Below are 16,653 nucleotides of genomic sequence, written 5' to 3'. Positions count from 1 at the left end.
AATTGTTATGTTAAATCGCTTACAAGAATCTGATATTAAGTTACTGCGGGTATTTTATGCAGTGGCTTCTTGCAATGGCTTCACCGCTGCCGAACCCGTGTTAAGAATGCAGCGACCTAATATCAGCGCAGCGATTAAAAAGCTTGAGGAACGCTTGGACTTAGTGTTGTGCCACCGCGGACGGGGTGGTTTTCAAATGACAAAAGAAGGCGAAGTAGTTTTTCAAGAAACTAAACGGATTTTTAATGCTTTTGACAACTTTGTCTTTAATTTAAAAAGTTTGCATGACGATTATTCTGGTCACATTACCATTGTAATGATGGCTGGTTTGGCGACTTCCATGCAACTTGCGGTAAGTAAAGCCGTTAAAAGCACCATGAAAAAATTTGATGACATTCACGTGAATATCCAGACGCGTTTGTATAACGAAGTCGAGCACGTCGCTTTGTCTGGTGAGTGTCATTTGGTGCTATCAACGTACGATATGGTGAAACCAGAGTCGGTAATGTTTCACCCTGTGGGCGTGAGTTGCGTAGGGCGTTTATATTGTGCGCCTACTCATCCATTAGCTAAATTTCGCGAAGCAGACAGCCTGCCCGACAATGTTAATATCGAAGATTATCCTGCCATTGGTATTTCTGGATTATCGTCTTCCAACTACATATTTAATGACAAGCGCTTATCTATTCAAACCTTTTCTGATTCGTTTGATGCCTGTATGGCAGCCGTGATGACGGGGGAGTACGTGGGATTATTGCCTGATTATATTGCGAAAGAGCAGGGTGCTGCGACCGGTTTAGTGCCGATCGCTAAGGGAAGCTTATTCCCGTTTTCACATGACTTATTTGTCATGAATGGAAAAAACACGCGCTTAAACCCAGTGCTTCGGTATTGCATTAAAGAAATTGAATACTTCGTGTCAGAGAGCCAAAAGTAAAGCTTATATTCCGCTTTAATTGTAGATACTTACAAAACAAACTTGTCGTTGATCCATCCATGGGGCGCCAACAAGGCATCCATGATTTATTCATACTCTAGTGGGTCAACTGCCTTGTTTTTCTCGAAAGCTTCTAAACGCTCTTGGCAGGCACCACATTTTCCGCAGGCTTTGTCTCTCCCGTTGTAACATGTCCACGTTTTTCGGTAATCAAGTCCCATTGATAAGCCTTCTGCTAGTATTTCAATTTTGTCATTTTTTAGGTAGGGCGCACGAATATCAACAGGCGCGTAATTGGCGATTTGACAAACAGCATTCATCGCTTCAACGAATTCTGTTCTGCAATCTGGGTAGATAGCATGGTCGCCAGAGTGTGCGCCAAAATATACGGCTTCTGCTGAAATCGAGACAGCATAACCGACAGCCATGGATAACATAATCATGTTGCGATTGGGTACCACTGTCGATTTCATTGACGTTTCTTCATAATGTCCTTCTGGCACATCTATATTGTCTGTCAACGAAGAGCCAGCTAAAAGTGGGTTTAAGCTTGTTAAATCAACAATTTTGTGGGTAATACTGAGTTCCTTACAAACGTTCGCTGCATATATCAGTTCTTTGTCATGCCTTTGACCGTAGTTAAAAGATACCGCGTACACCTCGTAGCCTTGTGACAAAGCTTTATGTAAAACGGTGAAAGAATCCATGCCACCAGAGAATATCACGACAACTTTTGCCTTTGTTACTTCACTCATTTACCGCCTTACCTAAAATAGCAAAAAATAATATCAGGATTTTAAGCTATCCCTGATAAAATCCCAAGCCAATATCTGTTTCCCATCGCGGGGGTAGTATACTTGATCGCTCTCTCTCTTTTGTCGCAAAATTTATTTTTCTTGGATGAAAAATTAAAGCGTATATGGATATACTCGCAGCGGTTTTGCGACAAAAGAGGGAGAGCGATCAAGTATACTATACTAGAGGTCAACAGACCCTAGACATACCTTGGTTTTTGACCTAAATTGATAGTCCATAACACATTGAGGAATACATGGCGTCGTTGTTAGTAAATGAGATCTTTGAATCCATTCAAGGAGAGGGAAGCCATACCGGTCAACCGTCTATTTTTGTGCGTTTACAAGGCTGTCCAGTGGGATGTTCCTGGTGCGATACAAAACATACATGGGATGTGTTACCAGATAACGTCCGAGAGTCTGATATTGTCATGCGAGAAAATGAGGAAACAGCGCATTATTTTGAGACAGACGTTGAGCAGTTGTTTATTTTGTTTGAAGAAGAAGCATATTTGGCAAAACACATTGTCATAACAGGGGGAGAACCCTGTATGTTTGACTTGCAAACATTAACATCTGAAGCAATTCAACGCGGCTTTACTGTACAAATTGAAACCAGTGGTACATTTGAAATACGTTGTCATGAAAAAACATGGGTGACCTTGTCGCCCAAAATTAATATGAAAGGAGGCTATACAATCTTGCAATCAGCTATTGAACGTGCAAATGAAATTAAGCATCCTGTTGCCATGCAACGTCACGTTGACGATTTGCAATCGATTCTAGCTAAGCGTCAAACTAAGCCTCTTCCTGTCGTATATTTACAACCCATTAGCATGCAAAAGCGTGCTACAGACTTTGCAGTAAATCAGTGCATCCAAAACAACTGGCGACTATCCTTGCAAACACACAAGTTTATTGGTGTTGAATAAACAATGAAGAGGCTCATCTTTTGTGTTTTCCTCAGTACTTTTTCGATGGCTACCAATGCGGCAATTTGGGTGATCACTTATCCTCAAAGCTTGGTTGAAAATGATGAGCGCTATGTGTACCCCTTATCACTATTGCATCTAGCTTTGGAAAAAACAGGTGTGAGATATGAAATAAGGCCATCTTCAGCGCCCATGCGTCAGGAAAAATCATTAAAACGTCTTGAGGAAAATCTTGAAGTTAATTTGGTGTGGTCAATGACTGATATGCACCGCGAAAACCAGCTTAGGCCAATTCGCATTCCCATTACCAAAGGTCTTATTGGCTGGCGCATGTTCATCGTACATAGAGATGAGCCGTTTTTGCTTGCAGAAATAAACACTATTGACCAGTTATTGGAGTATCAACCAGTTCAAGGCATTGCGTGGCCTGATACTAAGATCCTGCAAGCAAACGGCTTCAATGTTGTGACTGCAAGGGATTACACTGAAGCAAGGGCCTTGATATCTGGTCGTGTGGCTAACTTTTTTCCTCGTTCTGTGGTCGAAATCATGAGTGAGTTGGAGTCTGATGAGTTTAATGCTCTGGTACTCAAACCAGGACTTGCAATTGAATACCCCACTGCGATGTATTTTTTCGTAAATAAACAAAATAAAACATTGGCAAAGCTAATAGAGACGGGGCTTCAGCGTGCAATAGATGACGGCAGCTTTGACGAGCTATTTTATTCTCATTTTCAAGAACTACTAGAGGATCTTAACTTTGAGAATATTAAATACTTCGAATTATCTAACCCACTGTTGCCGATGAGTGCACCCACTCATAAATCCAGTTTATGGTATAGACCGAGAAAATAAGCTAATTGCTAGTGTTATTATTTAGGTGTTGCCATGCACCCAAGTGTTTGGATACATGGCTTATCAGTGAAGGTTAGTCTTTAAACTCACCGGCGTGAACAGACTTCATCGAACGACCTGATGGATCGGCAGACTCTTTAAAGCTAGCATCCCACTCAAGTGCTTCAACAGTACTACAAGCAATAGATTTACCGCCTGGTACACATTTAGCCGCAGTCTCTTGTGGGAAGAAATCTTCAAAAATCGTGCGGTAAAAATACCCTTCTTTGGTATCTGGCGTGTTGATTGGAAAACGGAACTCCGCGGTCGCTAATTGTTGGTCACTCACTTCACTCTCAACAAAGTCGCGAATTGAATCTATCCAAGAATATCCTACACCGTCGCCAAACTGTTCTTTTTGACGCCACAACACTTCAGCAGGCAAATAAGTATCATCATCGAAAGCTTTACGCAGTATCCACTTTTCCATACGCCCATCAATACACATTTTGTCTTGTGGGTTTAAACGCATAGCGACATCAATGAAGTCTTTATCTAAGAACGGTACGCGGGCTTCAACGCCCCAAGCAGAGGTCGCTTTATTGGCTCGTGCACAATCAAACATGTGTAAGCGGTCAAGTTTACGCACGGTTTCTTCGTGCAACTCTTTGTCATTTGGCGCTTTGTGGAAATACAAGTAGCCGCCAAATATTTCGTCAGAGCCTTCACCTGACAATACCATTTTGATACCCATCGCTTTAATTTTTCGAGTCATTAAGTACATCGGTGTTGCAGCGCGAATGGTCGTTGTATCGAAAGTTTCTAGGTGATAAATCACATCGCGAATGGCATCTAAACCTTCCTGAATAGTAAAGTGCACTTCGTGATGTACTGTACCAATCATATCAGCTACTTTCTTTGCAGCTAGTAGATCGGGCGCACCTTTAAGCCCTACAGCAAAGCTGTGTAGGCGAGGCCACCACGCATCCGTTTTGTCGTTGTCTTCTACTCGTTTAGCCACGTACTTTGCGGCGACTGCAGATACTAACGATGAATCAAGCCCACCAGATAGCAGGACAGCGTAGGGGACATCCGACATTAAATGTGATTTTACGGCTTTCTCAAAAGCCGCTTTTAAATCTGCGAGATTGGTTTCGTTGCCCTTAACCGCGTCGTATTCCATCCAGTCACGGGTATAATACTTGTTGAGCTTTCCATTCAACATATAGTGCCCTGGCGGGAACTCTTGTACAGTTTTACAAACCGGTACAAGCGCTTTCATCTCTGACGCAACGTAGAAGTTGCCATGTTCATCAAACCCAGTATAAAGCGGAATAATTCCGATGTGATCCCGTGCGATCAAGTAATCGCTTGTCGATTTATCGTACAAGATAAAGGCAAACATACCTTTTAGCTTATCAATAAATTCAGTGCCAAATTTTTGGTATAGTGGCAATATCACTTCGCAATCCGAGCGCGTTGCAAAATTGTAGTCACTGCAAAGACCTGCGCGTAATTCTTCGTGATTATATATTTCACCATTGACCGCAAGGACTTGGTTGCCATTGTCACTTACTAGAGGCTGCGCCCCTGTATCGACATCAACAATTGCTAAACGCTCGTGACACAAAATGGCTTTTTCGTCATGCCAAATACCTGACCAATCAGGGCCGCGATGTCTAAGTAGCTTAGACAGTTCGAGTGCTGAGGTGCGTAACTCACTCGCGTCTGATTTAATATCAAGAATACCAAAAATACCGCACATAAAAGGATTCGCCTCTGTTCTACATATAAGTGTGATTAGTTGAGCCTTATGGTCGTTAACAATGGAACGATCAACAAACTCTACCTGTCGTGAATGGATGCAGTCTAAGTGGAAGATTACTTAAAATTTTTACTTTCTACTGTTAATACTGTATCAAAAATTGCTTTTTATTCTGGTTGTTAATACAACCTTTATTATCATGCACCGTGAATGTGCCATGATGGATAATATTTGCAAGTTTTTATTCGGTTAAATGCCATATTTTTTCGCTATAGGATAAAAAATAATCGATGATGAATGGCTGAGAATAAAGAGGGGTATCATTATTTGTATTTTAATGGCGACCTTCAAGTCGCCATTGTGTGTGGTTAGGGTCTGTTGACCTTTGTTGTACAAGTTTTGTTCAATTATAGTCTATCTGATCGCGGCGCAGACTTGCAGGCCTAATGGGTTAAGTCAAAAGGCTGCAACAAGGAGCAGATAGACTATAATTGAACCCTTCTGGGTAGGGCTTTTGCTTCATTTCTACTGCTTTATCGCTCCTTGATTTAGAACAACTACACGGCAGTCGCTCTGCATTGTATAAATGAAGCACAAACCGCTGCAAAATTGCACACCAAAGGTCAACAGACCCTAAGTAAAAAGGCTATTTTCTCTGGAATTCACTACTTGGACTCCAAGCAGCCCAGCTATCAGTGTTAGCAATCATATACCCTACGTCGAATAGTAACTGTGTATCTTCCAGTATGCCGCTAATGTCCCAGCTTTCTCTGAATTGATCACAAACCTGATGATAACAGCCTGTCACAATTACATTCATCCGTTTGCGATATGCGGCAGTTTCATCATCAATCGCCTGATTACCTCCTTTTGCGTAGAGTGCTGGCACGCCTTGTTTAGCAAAGCTAAAATGGTCACTGCGATAATAGTAGCCAGCTTCAGGTCGGTCTTCTTCAGTAATGATTCTATTCTGTTTTTCAGCCGCTTTTGTCAAATAGATTTCTAGTTCAGATTTGCCTTTCCCGATTACAGCTACGTCTTTTGTGCGACCCAAGACATTCATGGCATCAAGGTTTATATTTGCGACAGTTTTGTTTAAAGGAATGATGGGGTTGTCAGCGTAATATTTAGAACCTAACAAACCTTGCTCTTCTGCCGTAACAAATAGCATAGTAATAGAGCGCTCAGGTTTAGGGCTTAAACTCCCATAGGCCTTTGCCATTGATAACAAGGCAGCCGTGCCTGTTGCGTTGTCATGTGCACCGTTATATATATGGTCACCGTCTTTTGTCGCATCGCTACCTAGATGATCCCAATGCGCAGTGTAAATAATGTGTTCATCCGAACGCACAGTACCGGGAAGTGTGGCAATGACATTGTCACTCTCGGATTTTTCGATGCTATTTTTGACCGTAACTGAGGCAGACACCTTAAGAGCTTTTGAATAAGGCCCTTGCAATGCTTTTGCTTTCTCATCTTCAAAATTAAGCCCTGCTTCGGCAAAAAGTGCTTCTGCCGCTTGGCGAGAAATCCACCCTTCAACCGCTACCCGACTGGCGCCTGCATCCTTGCTAACTAAGCCATATTGAGGGCCACTCCAGCTATTGGCGACCACAGACCAACCGTAAGAGGCTGGGGCTGTTTCGTGCACGATAAAAATCGCTTCTGCACCTTGACGACTGGCTTCTTCGTATTTATAGCTCCATCGCCCATAGTAGGTCATCGTTTTACCCTGAAACTTGCCACTATCAGGGTTCTCAAACCCCGGGTCGTTAACCAGTACGATAACTGTTTTGCCTTTTACATCGACATTGGCATAGTCGTTCCACTCATATTCGGGTGCATTTACCCCAAAGCCTAAAAATACGACTTCCGAGTTATCAAGTGATATTTCTGCTTGTTCGCGTTTAGAGCCCGCGACCATATCTATTTTGTAATCTAAACTTTGTTCACCTAAGTTGAGCGTCATGTCAGCATCAGCGGTGATTTGCATTAATTCGACTTTTTGTAAAAAACTGTCGCCGTTTCCGCCTTTAAACCCTGCTTCTTTTAAATGCTCTATTAAATATTCGACCGTTTTTGTCTCACCTTCTGTGGTGGGCAGCCGTCCACCAAACTCATCTGAAGACAAGGTTTGGATGTGTTGTTTGAGCTCCGTTTCGGATATATTGCTATATATCTCGTCAAAGTTATTATGTGGCGCAGTTTCCGCCGTTTGCTCTTTTGAGCAAGCCGTTAATGTCATTAGCCATCCCAACGCAATAATGCTGATTATTGGCTTATTGTTTGTTAGCATTTCCATCGTTTTTCCCTTTTTATGTTATTGCCTGTAGATTTTTAAGGCCTTAGCCTTATGCAATCTTACATGTGCTTCAAGGATTATTTTGATTGATTAGTAGAGCGAAACCTGAAAATATCGAACGGTATCACCAAGCGCAGACTGTAGCTGAATTTTGTGATTTAGTCCAAAGCGGCAAACTCTCCTCAGCATTTAGTGTAATTTTTCAACAGCTAATACCCCGCGATTTGCCAATTGATGTGTTGCTCTCTGCTGAGTGTATAGAAAATCTCAAGACAACACTTTGCAACAATAGTGGCTTGGATAAAATTTTTTTGAGTCAAGACTGTGTAGACAAGTCAGCCAAACTCAGTTGTAAGTATTATGAGGAAATCATCTTTGAAGACGGTTTCATACCGACAAGAAAAAGCAATTGGCACGACTTTTTTAATGGCCTGATTTGGTTACAAATGCCAAAAACTAAGAATTTGCTAAACCGCATGCATATGGATGAAATCAAAAGAATTGGCTGTAAACCTCGCGGCGCCATTCGAGACCGCATTACGCATTTTGATGAATGTGGTTTGGTGTTGTTCGTAAAAGATGCAAATGTTGCTGCTATGCTCAATGAGCATAACTGGAAGGCGCTTTTTGTTGAAAATAGAGACAAATGGTTTACTGACATCACGCCCTTCGTTTTTGGTCATGCCCTATGGGAAATGTTACTCGAACCATTCATAGGATTAACAGCAAAAGCGCTTGTGATTGACGTATCAACATTTGAACAGCCTTTGTCTACTAGCCAAATGGACGACTTGCTCTGTGCATATTTGCGGGAAAACGCGTTTTTTCAGCAAAAGAAAAGACTAAAACCCTTGCCTCTGCTCGGCATACCCGGATGGCATGTCGATGTGCAAGACAAGGATTTTTATGATAATGAAAATTACTTTATGCCCAAGAAGTAAGGGGAATTGGGCGATCAAATAGCAAGTAAAGACAAGCGCGCTTAGCGGTATTCATTGCATCAAGGTGGGTTTATAGTTGGCGGTTCCCCTTACTTTTGCCGAAAAACCGCTGCGAGTATGTCCATATACGCTTTGATTTTTCATCCATGAAAAATAAATTTTTCGACAAAAGTAAGGGGAACCGCCAACTATAACCCCACCGTTGTCATTGCATAATTACACGTTTATAAGGCAAACATGAATGACAGTAACCAAATGAATAACGAAGGAACGGCTGCCAATATCAGTGATTTTTGAAAAGAATAACTAGTCCAACAATTTATGCAATATCCAGCCAGCAAAATACTCCAAAAACTATCTAGACGTACAGAAGATAAAAAATTAAACCAACCAGAAGTAATCTCAACTCCAAACATGAAAGCCAGTGATAAAGGTGAAACAATGGCAGGGGATACTTGCGTGCCATGCGCTTGCAGCGCCAGCAAAATACATGCAATCAAACCGTTGACGACGGTTGGCATTAGTATCCACCATCCAGCACCGTACCAATCCATATAACCTTGCACATTTTCTTCATCGTTGCGGGTAACCAAGGTGTAGTAGCCCGCGATAATAGCATTGACAATAGCTACGCCGATAGGGATGCCATAGGCACTCCATATGATTGCTTCTTTTGGCAATTGACTTTTGAAGTTTTCAAGCTCGGCTGGGCTCGCTTCAGGATCATTCGCTAAGGCCATTTGGTGAATCAGCCAATCCAAATCGACCATGCCGTAGTACAAATATGAAGGTATAAATAGCAGAGCAGTAACGATGATAAATGGTATCCAAGACCAGTTATTAACTTTACCGATAGTGTTGAACACAGCTTGCGGGCGATAGAACACTTCGCTCGCGGCTTGAATCGGATTGGATATTTCTTTTGTTTGTTCTGATTCCATTACTTTTCTTTACACTCCATAAATGGGAACTGGTTTCCGTTGATTATGCAGTTCGAACTTCTGTACCTCAAGACAATTGTGACTGTTTGACAAGCTTTGTAACATTTTCTTGTATAAATAAAAATGCATTATCTTGTTAGCGTTTAGCCTTTGTTCTATGCTGGCGGAATAAAGCCTTTTTTCGCATAAGCGTTTGAAAAACAATATAGACGCCCTGACGCTCTAACAGGATTTACACAATAAATGATTAAAATATCCAAGCTAGCAAAAAAGTTTAAAATTGAAAACCCAAAGAAGCTTAGTGAGCAAGACAAAAAAGATCCGCGCTTGCAGGGGCGTTTTTTCCACTCTGTTAAAAATGTGCAATTGTATTGTGAGCAAGGCGAAGTACTTGGTTTGTTAGGGCCAAACGGTGCCGGAAAAACAACAACCTTACGGGTGCTATCGACGGCATTGCAAGCGGATGAAGGAAGTATTTTTATTGGCGATACAGATGTGATCAATAATCCGGTTGAGGCGCGCAAAAAAATCGGTTTTCTCTCCGGTTCTACAGGTTTATACGGTCGATTGACTGGGCGCGAAAACATTGCTTATTTTGGACGATTGAACGGCATGAGCGACGCCGACATTTCTGCCAAAGTAGAGCAGCTGGCTGATCAGCTCGATATGCATACGTTTTTAGATCGCAGAAGTGAAAATTACTCAACAGGTATGAAGCAAAAAACCTCTATTGCTCGAGCCGTTGTCCACAACCCGAAAGTTGTGGTGCTGGATGAGCCGACAACAGGCTTAGATATTATGGCCGCCAATACCGTTATAGAATTTATTAAGTCTCTCAAAGCAGCCGGTGTTCCCGTTATTTTTTCTACCCATCACTTGGATGAAGTGAGCGAATTATGCGACAAAGTGGCTGTGATTGATTACGGCGAAACCAGCTTTGAAGGGAGTGTAGATGAATTCAAACAACAGTCGAATGAAGGTCTGCATGCGGCATTTATGGCCTGTCTAAATAGAGGGGAAAAGCAATAATGTGGTTGATTTTTAAAAAAGAAGTACTGGAATTAACACGTGACCGCAAAACTCTGTTTTTTATGGTCGCATTGCCTATTTTAGTGTTCCCATTACTTATCGGCGGCGCGGTTTATTTCATGCAGGAAGCGTTTTCAGAAGCGCAAACAAAGGAATTAAACTTTGCACTGGTGTCGCCTGTTGAAAATACGGAGCTTGCTCGCCAACTAGAAGAAATGCCCAGTTTAAAAAAGGTGAATTTTGATGGCAAATCGGATTCTGAGGATGCGCTTAAAGCCTTTGTAAAAAGCGGTAAAGCTGACTTTTTAGTCGCTATCCCTGCCAATTACAGCGAAGATATTTTAAACAGTGGCCAGATCACGGTTAAAGTGTACTTGAATGATGCCCAATTCAACCGTGTTCAGGATCGCATTAGAGAAGTCTTAGACACCCTAGCAGCGATGTATCAACGCAAAGCATTCATGACTTTGGGGGTGGATGAAGACACACAAGAGGGTTTAGTGAAACCCTTTGTATTAGAAAAAGTCAATGTTGCAGATAAGCGAGAAAGCCAAGGGGCAGCGTTTGGCGGTATGATCCCATATTTTTTGTTCATTCTCTGCCTGCAAGGGGCGATGATACCAGCAGGCGATATTGGAGCTGGAGAAAAGGAACGCGGAACCTTAGAGACGCTATTGTTATCCCCTATCAGTCGCACACAAATCGTCCTAGGAAAATTCTTTACGCTTTGCTTTGCTGGTGTGGTGTCTGCTTTGGTGACCGTGCTGAGTATCGCAATATGGAGTATCGTGCTTTCTCAAGGCATGGCAATATCCATGGTCGGTGAATTCATGGCAGCAATTGGCATCATTGATTTTCTTCTTGTATTTTTAATGTTAGTGCCGTTGGTGGCTATATTTGCTGCGGTTCTACTGAGTTTGTCAATTTACGCACGCTCATACAAAGAGGCACAAGGCTACATGACTCCACTTGTGTTTGTTGTGATTTTTCCAGTGATGATTGCACTTATGCCTGGTATAGAGCTCAAGGGCGTGTATGCTTGGATACCACTAACAAACGTAGCGCTGGCTATCAAGGAGCTGATAAAAGGAACGATGGATTATTTCCAATTATTGGGTATTTTTAGTTCTAGCGTATTATTGGCTGGTTTGTTGATAGCGTTTTGTGTGCATTGGTTTAATCGAGAAAAGGTCTTGTTCCGCTAGTCAATTTCATATCTAATACAGCGTTTTCGGGACGTAAAACGCTGTTATATTTTGCAAAACATGACATCCGTAAGACAATTCTTTGGCAATGAAGGTGCGCTTTCAAAATTAGTGAAGGGATATGCTGTTCGCGAGCCTCAACTTGACCTCGCAGAAAGTATTGAACTTGCAATTAAAGACAAAAAAACACTCGTGGCAGAAGCCGGTACGGGCACAGGGAAAACCTTTGCCTATTTGGTGCCAGCCATCCTATCAAATAAAAAAACCATTATCTCGACCGGCACAAAAAATCTTCAAGAACAATTGTTTTCTCGAGATTTACCCATGGTCAAAAAAGCCATCGATAAAACGCGCAAAACCGCACTACTAAAAGGGCGGGCAAATTATTTATGTATTCATCGTTTGTCACTGAATGGCGGTGACCACATGCGCTTAGACCGACAAACACTGAGCGAATATCAGCTGATCAAAAAATGGAGTTTAAAAACGAAAACAGGCGATCTTGGTGAAGTCAGCACCTTAAAAGAAGGGGCAAGTGTTATACCTTTGGTGACTTCATCAGTCGATAATTGTTTAGGAAAAGACTGCAAGGTTTACGAAGATTGTTACTTGATTAAGGCGCGGCAACAGGCAATGAAAGCCGATGTTGTAGTAGTCAATCACCATTTATTTTTTGCTGATTTAGCACTCAAAGAAGATGGTTTTGGCGAGCTTATTCCGCAAGCCGAGACAATTGTGTTTGACGAAGCGCATTTACTCCCAGATATCGCTAGCGAGTACTTTGGAAAGTCGTTCTCTACGCGTCAAATGAATGACTTGCTGATTGATATTGAAAAAACGCAAAAGGTTGGCCTTAAAGATGCGGACCAGTTGTCGAAGATATCCCTTAAAGCACAGCAGGCTCTGTCAGACCTGCGCTTACATTTTGCAGTTGATCCTGAGCGAGGCGAACTAGACAAAGTATTTGCAGCGAAAGATTTTAATCAACGATTGGAAAGAGTAGAGGTGATTGTCGAGCAACTGCTCGCGGCGGCAGATGTGCACGAGGGGCGAGACAAGGATCTCGATCGTTACTTTGAACGTTTGGCTGAGATGCAGAGTAAGTTGCTGACAATTACAAACAAACAACAAGCGGACGTTAGTTTGTGGTATGAAACCACAAAACGTCATTTGATATTTCACATGACCCCTTTGAATATCAGTAAACAATTTTCAGAAATAGTAAGTAAGAGTGATACGTCGTGGATTTTTACTTCTGCGACAATAAGTGTAGGGAGTGATTTTTCTCATTACCAGCAATCGATGGGCTTAAACCATGCTGTGACGGTTCAACTGTCCAGCCCCTTTGATTACCAACAGCAAGCCTTGTTATGCGTACCTCGATATTTGCCTGCACCCAGTAGCCGAGATATGCAACAGCACCTCATCGATATTAGCTATAAATTGATTGAAGCAAGTAAAGGAAGAGTGTTCCTTTTATTCACCTCCCATTTTATGATGCGCAGTGTAGCCAAAGGCGTAGTAGACAAATACGACATAGAAGTGTTGGTACAAGGTGATGCCAGCAAACAAGCGTTACTCGACAAATTTGTTAAAAAGCGGGACTTGCCACTGTTTGCTACGGGTGCGTTTTGGGAAGGTGTAGATGTAAAAGGTGAAGCCTTGCAATGCGTGCTGATTGATAAACTCCCCTTTGCAGCGCCTGATGATCCGCTATTAAAGGCGCGAATAAAAGATTGTCGGGATGCTGGCGGCAACCCCTTTGTCGATATTCAGATCCCTCAAGCAGTTATTGCGCTTAAACAGGGAGCAGGGCGGTTAATCCGAGACGACAATGACAGGGGGGTTTTGGTAATATGTGACAATCGGCTCGTTAATAAGCATTATGCCAGCACGTTTTTAGAGAGTGTGCCCGCCATGTCGAGAACACGAGACCTAAATAAAGTCGCGTCTTTTTTACAATCTTTATCAAGTTCGAGTGAAGTAAATCAATAAAATGAATGTATTAGCCATAGACACCTCTACCGAAGCTTGCAGTGTCGCCATTTGCACGCGTGACCTTATCGACGGGGAATTCGAAATATGCCCGCAACAACATAGCCAAAAATTACTCGAGATGATTGATCGAGTATTGTCTAAACACATGCTATCTTTAACTGACATGGAGTTGTTGGCATATGGCTGCGGCCCAGGCAGTTTTACTGGGGTGCGAATAGCCGCCAGTACAATACAAGGCTTGTCTTTTGGTGCTGACTTACCCGTAGCGCAGATTTCTACTCTAGCGACGATGGCGCAAGAAAACTATGAGCGTTTTAGAGTGGAGTCCAGCATGGCTCTTATAGACGCGCGAATGCAAGAAGTCTACAAAGGGATGTATAGTGTCGATCCTTCGAGTCAAGTAGTTAAATTGGTTGGCGTTGAAGCGGTGCTGCCACCCAACGAGCTGAGTGACGAGCTTAAAAAAATAAGGGATAGCTCGTATGTGGGTTCAGGCTACCACGCTTATCGTGAAGCCTTACAAATCGAGACACTACCCAAACAACTAAATGTATCGTATCCTAATGCTAAATATATGTTGTCACTAGCAAAACATATCGCGAAACAAAACGGGACAGTGAGTGCTGCTAATATCGCACCTACATACATAAGAGACAAGGTTACGTGGAAAAAACTACCGGGTAAATAATCGCAATGGAACCTATTCGACACACATCACCGATGTTGTTTGTAAACCCTCATGCCAGCCAAAGCGCTCATGTCACACAGCATCAGAATGTAGTAGAAAAAGACGCTATTGAAAGAGAAGATTCGCTGAAAATAGCGGAAGGGAACATCAAATTAGTTACGACAGCAGATGCTGAGGATATTTTTAAGCGACCCAATAATTACGCCCATGCGCCGGACAAGATTCAAAAGCAACTAGAGGCCTACAACAATGTTGCATATGCTGAAAAGCGGGAAACGCTTAGCCAGCTGATGGGGGTCGATTTGTATGCATGATAGGGGAGGATTATACTGTTACCCTATATGCATGAGAACTTTATTGCTATTGACCGGTCTATATTGTTAAGCCCTTTTTATTTTCTGGTTGTTTGCACACTAGATAAGGCGTTACGGTCGCCTATAGTCACTTAAATGGAGATTAACATGAAAACACTTGGTATCTTGATATGTATACTTGGTCTTTCAGCCTGTAGTACCATTCCGCAAGAAATTTCTGTGAATGAAAATGCAAAATTAATCCATTACACCAACATTGATACGAGCCAAGCCTCGCCAACTCAAAAAGGCGAACTTGCCCGTTGGGGTGGAAAGATTGTTGGGGTAGAAAACAAAAAAGATGTGTCAGAGATAGAAGTTGTATTATTCCCTGAAGGCAATGCCGGCAAGCCTAATGTGGGCGGAGAAAGCCCTGGCAGGTTTAAAGCCGTTGTTGAGGGCTTTGTTGATCCATTAGTATTCGAAACTGATCGTTTGATCACTGTAGTGGGAAAGGTGGGTGACTTTTCTCAAGGACTGATTGGCGAACAAAACTATACTTACCCAACCGTCGACGCGGTGGGGTATTACATGTGGAAGAAAACAGAGGAAGTCCAAGTAGATAATATCGGTTTCTCTCCTTTCTTGTATAGTCGTCACTATCGCCGCAATTTTTTTAACCCATGGTATGACCCTTTTGGGGGGCATAGAGAACGCTACAGAGTAATATATAACGGCGGCCATTCTCAGGGGAAAAAAGTAGTGCCCGTGAAGCCTACCAAACCTGTAAGTCCTCGTGTTGTTCAACCAGAAATTTCTGAGCCAAAACCTACATGGCGTAAAAGAACAGAACAAAGCAATAGCAACAAGCGTGTGCAAATCTAGTTTTTTGGCCTTTATCGTATAGAAAAGAGCAACTGCCCTTAACAAGCCTTAGCAACGGCGGAATTTTTGCAAGAAATCAGTTTTTCAGTACACAATAAGCAATATTCAGGATTAACAAATAACAAGCAAGGCAAACCCTTGCTTGTTTGTTTACATGGTTATTTGGATAACGCGGCAAGCTTTTTACCTCTTTCACAATATTTGGATGACTACCACGTAATCGCACTAGACTTGATGGGACATGGCAACTCCTCTCACTATGCTGACGGGCATTTTTATCAACTCAGCGATTACGTCTATGATCTTTATAAACTGCTCGTTCAAGAAAATTGGTCTGATATTGTATTGGTTGGGCATTCCTTAGGTGGAATTGTAGCCAGTATGTTTGCTGCCACTTTTCCCGAGCGAATACAGAGCTTGGTGTGTATCGAGTCATTTGGGCCTCTGGTAGAAAATGCTGATACCTCATGTGAACAACTCAGACTCTGCTGTGAATCTCGCCTACATGCAACAATGTCAAATATTAAACAACCCAAGCCTCTTGATGCAGTCGTCAAGGCAAGGCTCAAAGTAAGCGAAATGCGAGAAGCTGATGCACGCTTAATTATGTCTAGAAACCTTACTCTGAATGACAATGGTGAGCATATTTGGCGTACGGACAGAAAGTTAAGAACAAGCTCACCCTTGCGATTAACCGAAGCGCAAGCAATTGCATTTATTCAGGGAATAAAGTGTAAAACATTGGTTGTGTTTGGCCTTAACGGTTACGAAAAACTGAAGCGGGCATACGAATCTCGTTATGTTTATTTTTCCGATTTATCATTTTATTCTCTAAACGGTGGGCATTACGTGCATATGGAATCGGCTAAGCCACTTGCCGCTCGTTTAATAGGTTTTTTGTCAGATGATCTTGCGCAGTAAACTGAGCATGTAAAGGCTAAATACACTCGTTTTGTCATGATGCATCGCCCAAAAAAACAACAAAAAACCGGCGCTACGCATTCTTTCATTTAAATTTTGTAAACAGTCAATTACTATTACATTAACAATAATGATGAAAATTGTAAGTGATGCGAAATAGCCACTACAGCATGGCTATGTAGCTTTAA

The 16,653-nt window shown here is 42.2% G+C and carries 15 protein-coding genes; 11 read left to right on the top strand and 4 right to left on the bottom strand.

The genetic code is table 11. From position 1 onward, the window contains the following. Positions 1–7: 7 nt before the first annotated feature. A complete protein-coding gene (locus ACFOHL_RS02900) occupies positions 8–937 on the top strand; it encodes a LysR family transcriptional regulator (RefSeq protein ID WP_376918698.1) in 930 nt (309 codons plus the stop codon). An 86-nt stretch (positions 938–1,023) separates the two neighbouring features. Here ACFOHL_RS02900 and queC read toward each other — a convergent pair whose 3' ends face one another. Beyond that, positions 1,024–1,692, bottom strand: a complete 669-nt coding sequence (gene queC / locus ACFOHL_RS02895) for a 7-cyano-7-deazaguanine synthase QueC (protein ID WP_376918697.1) — start codon at positions 1,690–1,692, stop codon at positions 1,024–1,026. A gap of 296 nt (positions 1,693–1,988) precedes the next feature. Between queC and queE the strand changes: the two genes are divergently transcribed. Both queE and ACFOHL_RS02885 read left to right on the top strand, forming a co-directional pair. Next, a complete protein-coding gene (queE, locus tag ACFOHL_RS02890) occupies positions 1,989–2,663 on the top strand; it encodes a 7-carboxy-7-deazaguanine synthase QueE (RefSeq protein ID WP_376918696.1) in 675 nt (224 codons plus the stop codon). 3 nt (positions 2,664–2,666) lie between these two features. Further along, the gene (locus ACFOHL_RS02885; protein ID WP_376918695.1) at positions 2,667–3,518 is read left to right on the top strand and encodes an amino acid ABC transporter substrate-binding protein; all 852 of its coding nucleotides are present in this window, start codon (positions 2,667–2,669) and stop codon (positions 3,516–3,518) included. A 73-nt stretch (positions 3,519–3,591) separates the two neighbouring features. On the opposite strand, the gene asnB is transcribed toward ACFOHL_RS02885, so the two are convergent. Further along, positions 3,592–5,262: an asparagine synthase B gene (asnB, locus tag ACFOHL_RS02880; protein WP_376918694.1), complete on the bottom strand. Its 1,671-nt coding sequence runs from the start codon at positions 5,260–5,262 to the stop codon at positions 3,592–3,594. Positions 5,263–5,908: 646 nt separating this feature from the next. Continuing rightward, a complete protein-coding gene (locus tag ACFOHL_RS02875) occupies positions 5,909–7,507 on the bottom strand; it encodes a M28 family metallopeptidase (RefSeq protein ID WP_376918954.1) in 1,599 nt (532 codons plus the stop codon). A 143-nt stretch (positions 7,508–7,650) separates the two neighbouring features. Here ACFOHL_RS02875 and ACFOHL_RS02870 point away from each other — a divergent pair, with 143 nt between their 5' ends. Further along, the gene (locus tag ACFOHL_RS02870; protein ID WP_376918693.1) at positions 7,651–8,505 is read left to right on the top strand and encodes a DUF3025 domain-containing protein; all 855 of its coding nucleotides are present in this window, start codon (positions 7,651–7,653) and stop codon (positions 8,503–8,505) included. 224 nt (positions 8,506–8,729) lie between these two features. On the opposite strand, the gene ACFOHL_RS02865 is transcribed toward ACFOHL_RS02870, so the two are convergent. After that, positions 8,730–9,446: a YIP1 family protein gene (locus tag ACFOHL_RS02865; RefSeq protein WP_376918692.1), complete on the bottom strand. Its 717-nt coding sequence runs from the start codon at positions 9,444–9,446 to the stop codon at positions 8,730–8,732. 243 nt (positions 9,447–9,689) lie between these two features. On the opposite strand from ACFOHL_RS02865, the gene ACFOHL_RS02860 reads away from it, so the two are divergent. From ACFOHL_RS02860 to ACFOHL_RS02830, 7 genes are all read left to right on the top strand, one after another. Continuing rightward, positions 9,690–10,475, top strand: a complete 786-nt coding sequence (locus ACFOHL_RS02860; RefSeq protein WP_376918691.1) for an ABC transporter ATP-binding protein — start codon at positions 9,690–9,692, stop codon at positions 10,473–10,475. Next, a complete protein-coding gene (locus ACFOHL_RS02855; RefSeq protein WP_376918690.1) occupies positions 10,475–11,680 on the top strand; it encodes an ABC transporter permease in 1,206 nt (401 codons plus the stop codon). Before ACFOHL_RS02860 ends, ACFOHL_RS02855 begins: the two co-directional genes overlap by 1 nt. Positions 11,681–11,740: 60 nt before the next feature. Then, positions 11,741–13,675 (top strand): ATP-dependent DNA helicase, encoded by a 1,935-nt coding sequence (locus ACFOHL_RS02850; protein WP_376918689.1) that lies wholly within the window; start codon positions 11,741–11,743, stop codon positions 13,673–13,675. Between the two features lies 1 nt (position 13,676). Beyond that, the gene (gene tsaB / locus ACFOHL_RS02845) at positions 13,677–14,366 is read left to right on the top strand and encodes a tRNA (adenosine(37)-N6)-threonylcarbamoyltransferase complex dimerization subunit type 1 TsaB (protein ID WP_376918688.1); all 690 of its coding nucleotides are present in this window, start codon (positions 13,677–13,679) and stop codon (positions 14,364–14,366) included. Between the two features lie 5 nt (positions 14,367–14,371). Then, positions 14,372–14,680, top strand: a complete 309-nt coding sequence (locus tag ACFOHL_RS02840) for a hypothetical protein (protein ID WP_376918687.1) — start codon at positions 14,372–14,374, stop codon at positions 14,678–14,680. A 147-nt stretch (positions 14,681–14,827) separates the two neighbouring features. Next, the gene (locus tag ACFOHL_RS02835) at positions 14,828–15,544 is read left to right on the top strand and encodes a Slp family lipoprotein (RefSeq protein ID WP_376918686.1); all 717 of its coding nucleotides are present in this window, start codon (positions 14,828–14,830) and stop codon (positions 15,542–15,544) included. A 66-nt stretch (positions 15,545–15,610) separates the two neighbouring features. Then, a complete protein-coding gene (locus ACFOHL_RS02830) occupies positions 15,611–16,465 on the top strand; it encodes an alpha/beta fold hydrolase (RefSeq protein ID WP_376918685.1) in 855 nt (284 codons plus the stop codon). Positions 16,466–16,653: the final 188 nt, after the last annotated feature.

It is taken from the genome of Agaribacter flavus (assembly GCF_042646125.1).
Classification (GTDB): Bacteria; Pseudomonadota; Gammaproteobacteria; order Enterobacterales; family Alteromonadaceae; genus Glaciecola; species Glaciecola flavus.
This window is presented reverse-complemented; position numbering and strand designations above follow the sequence as displayed.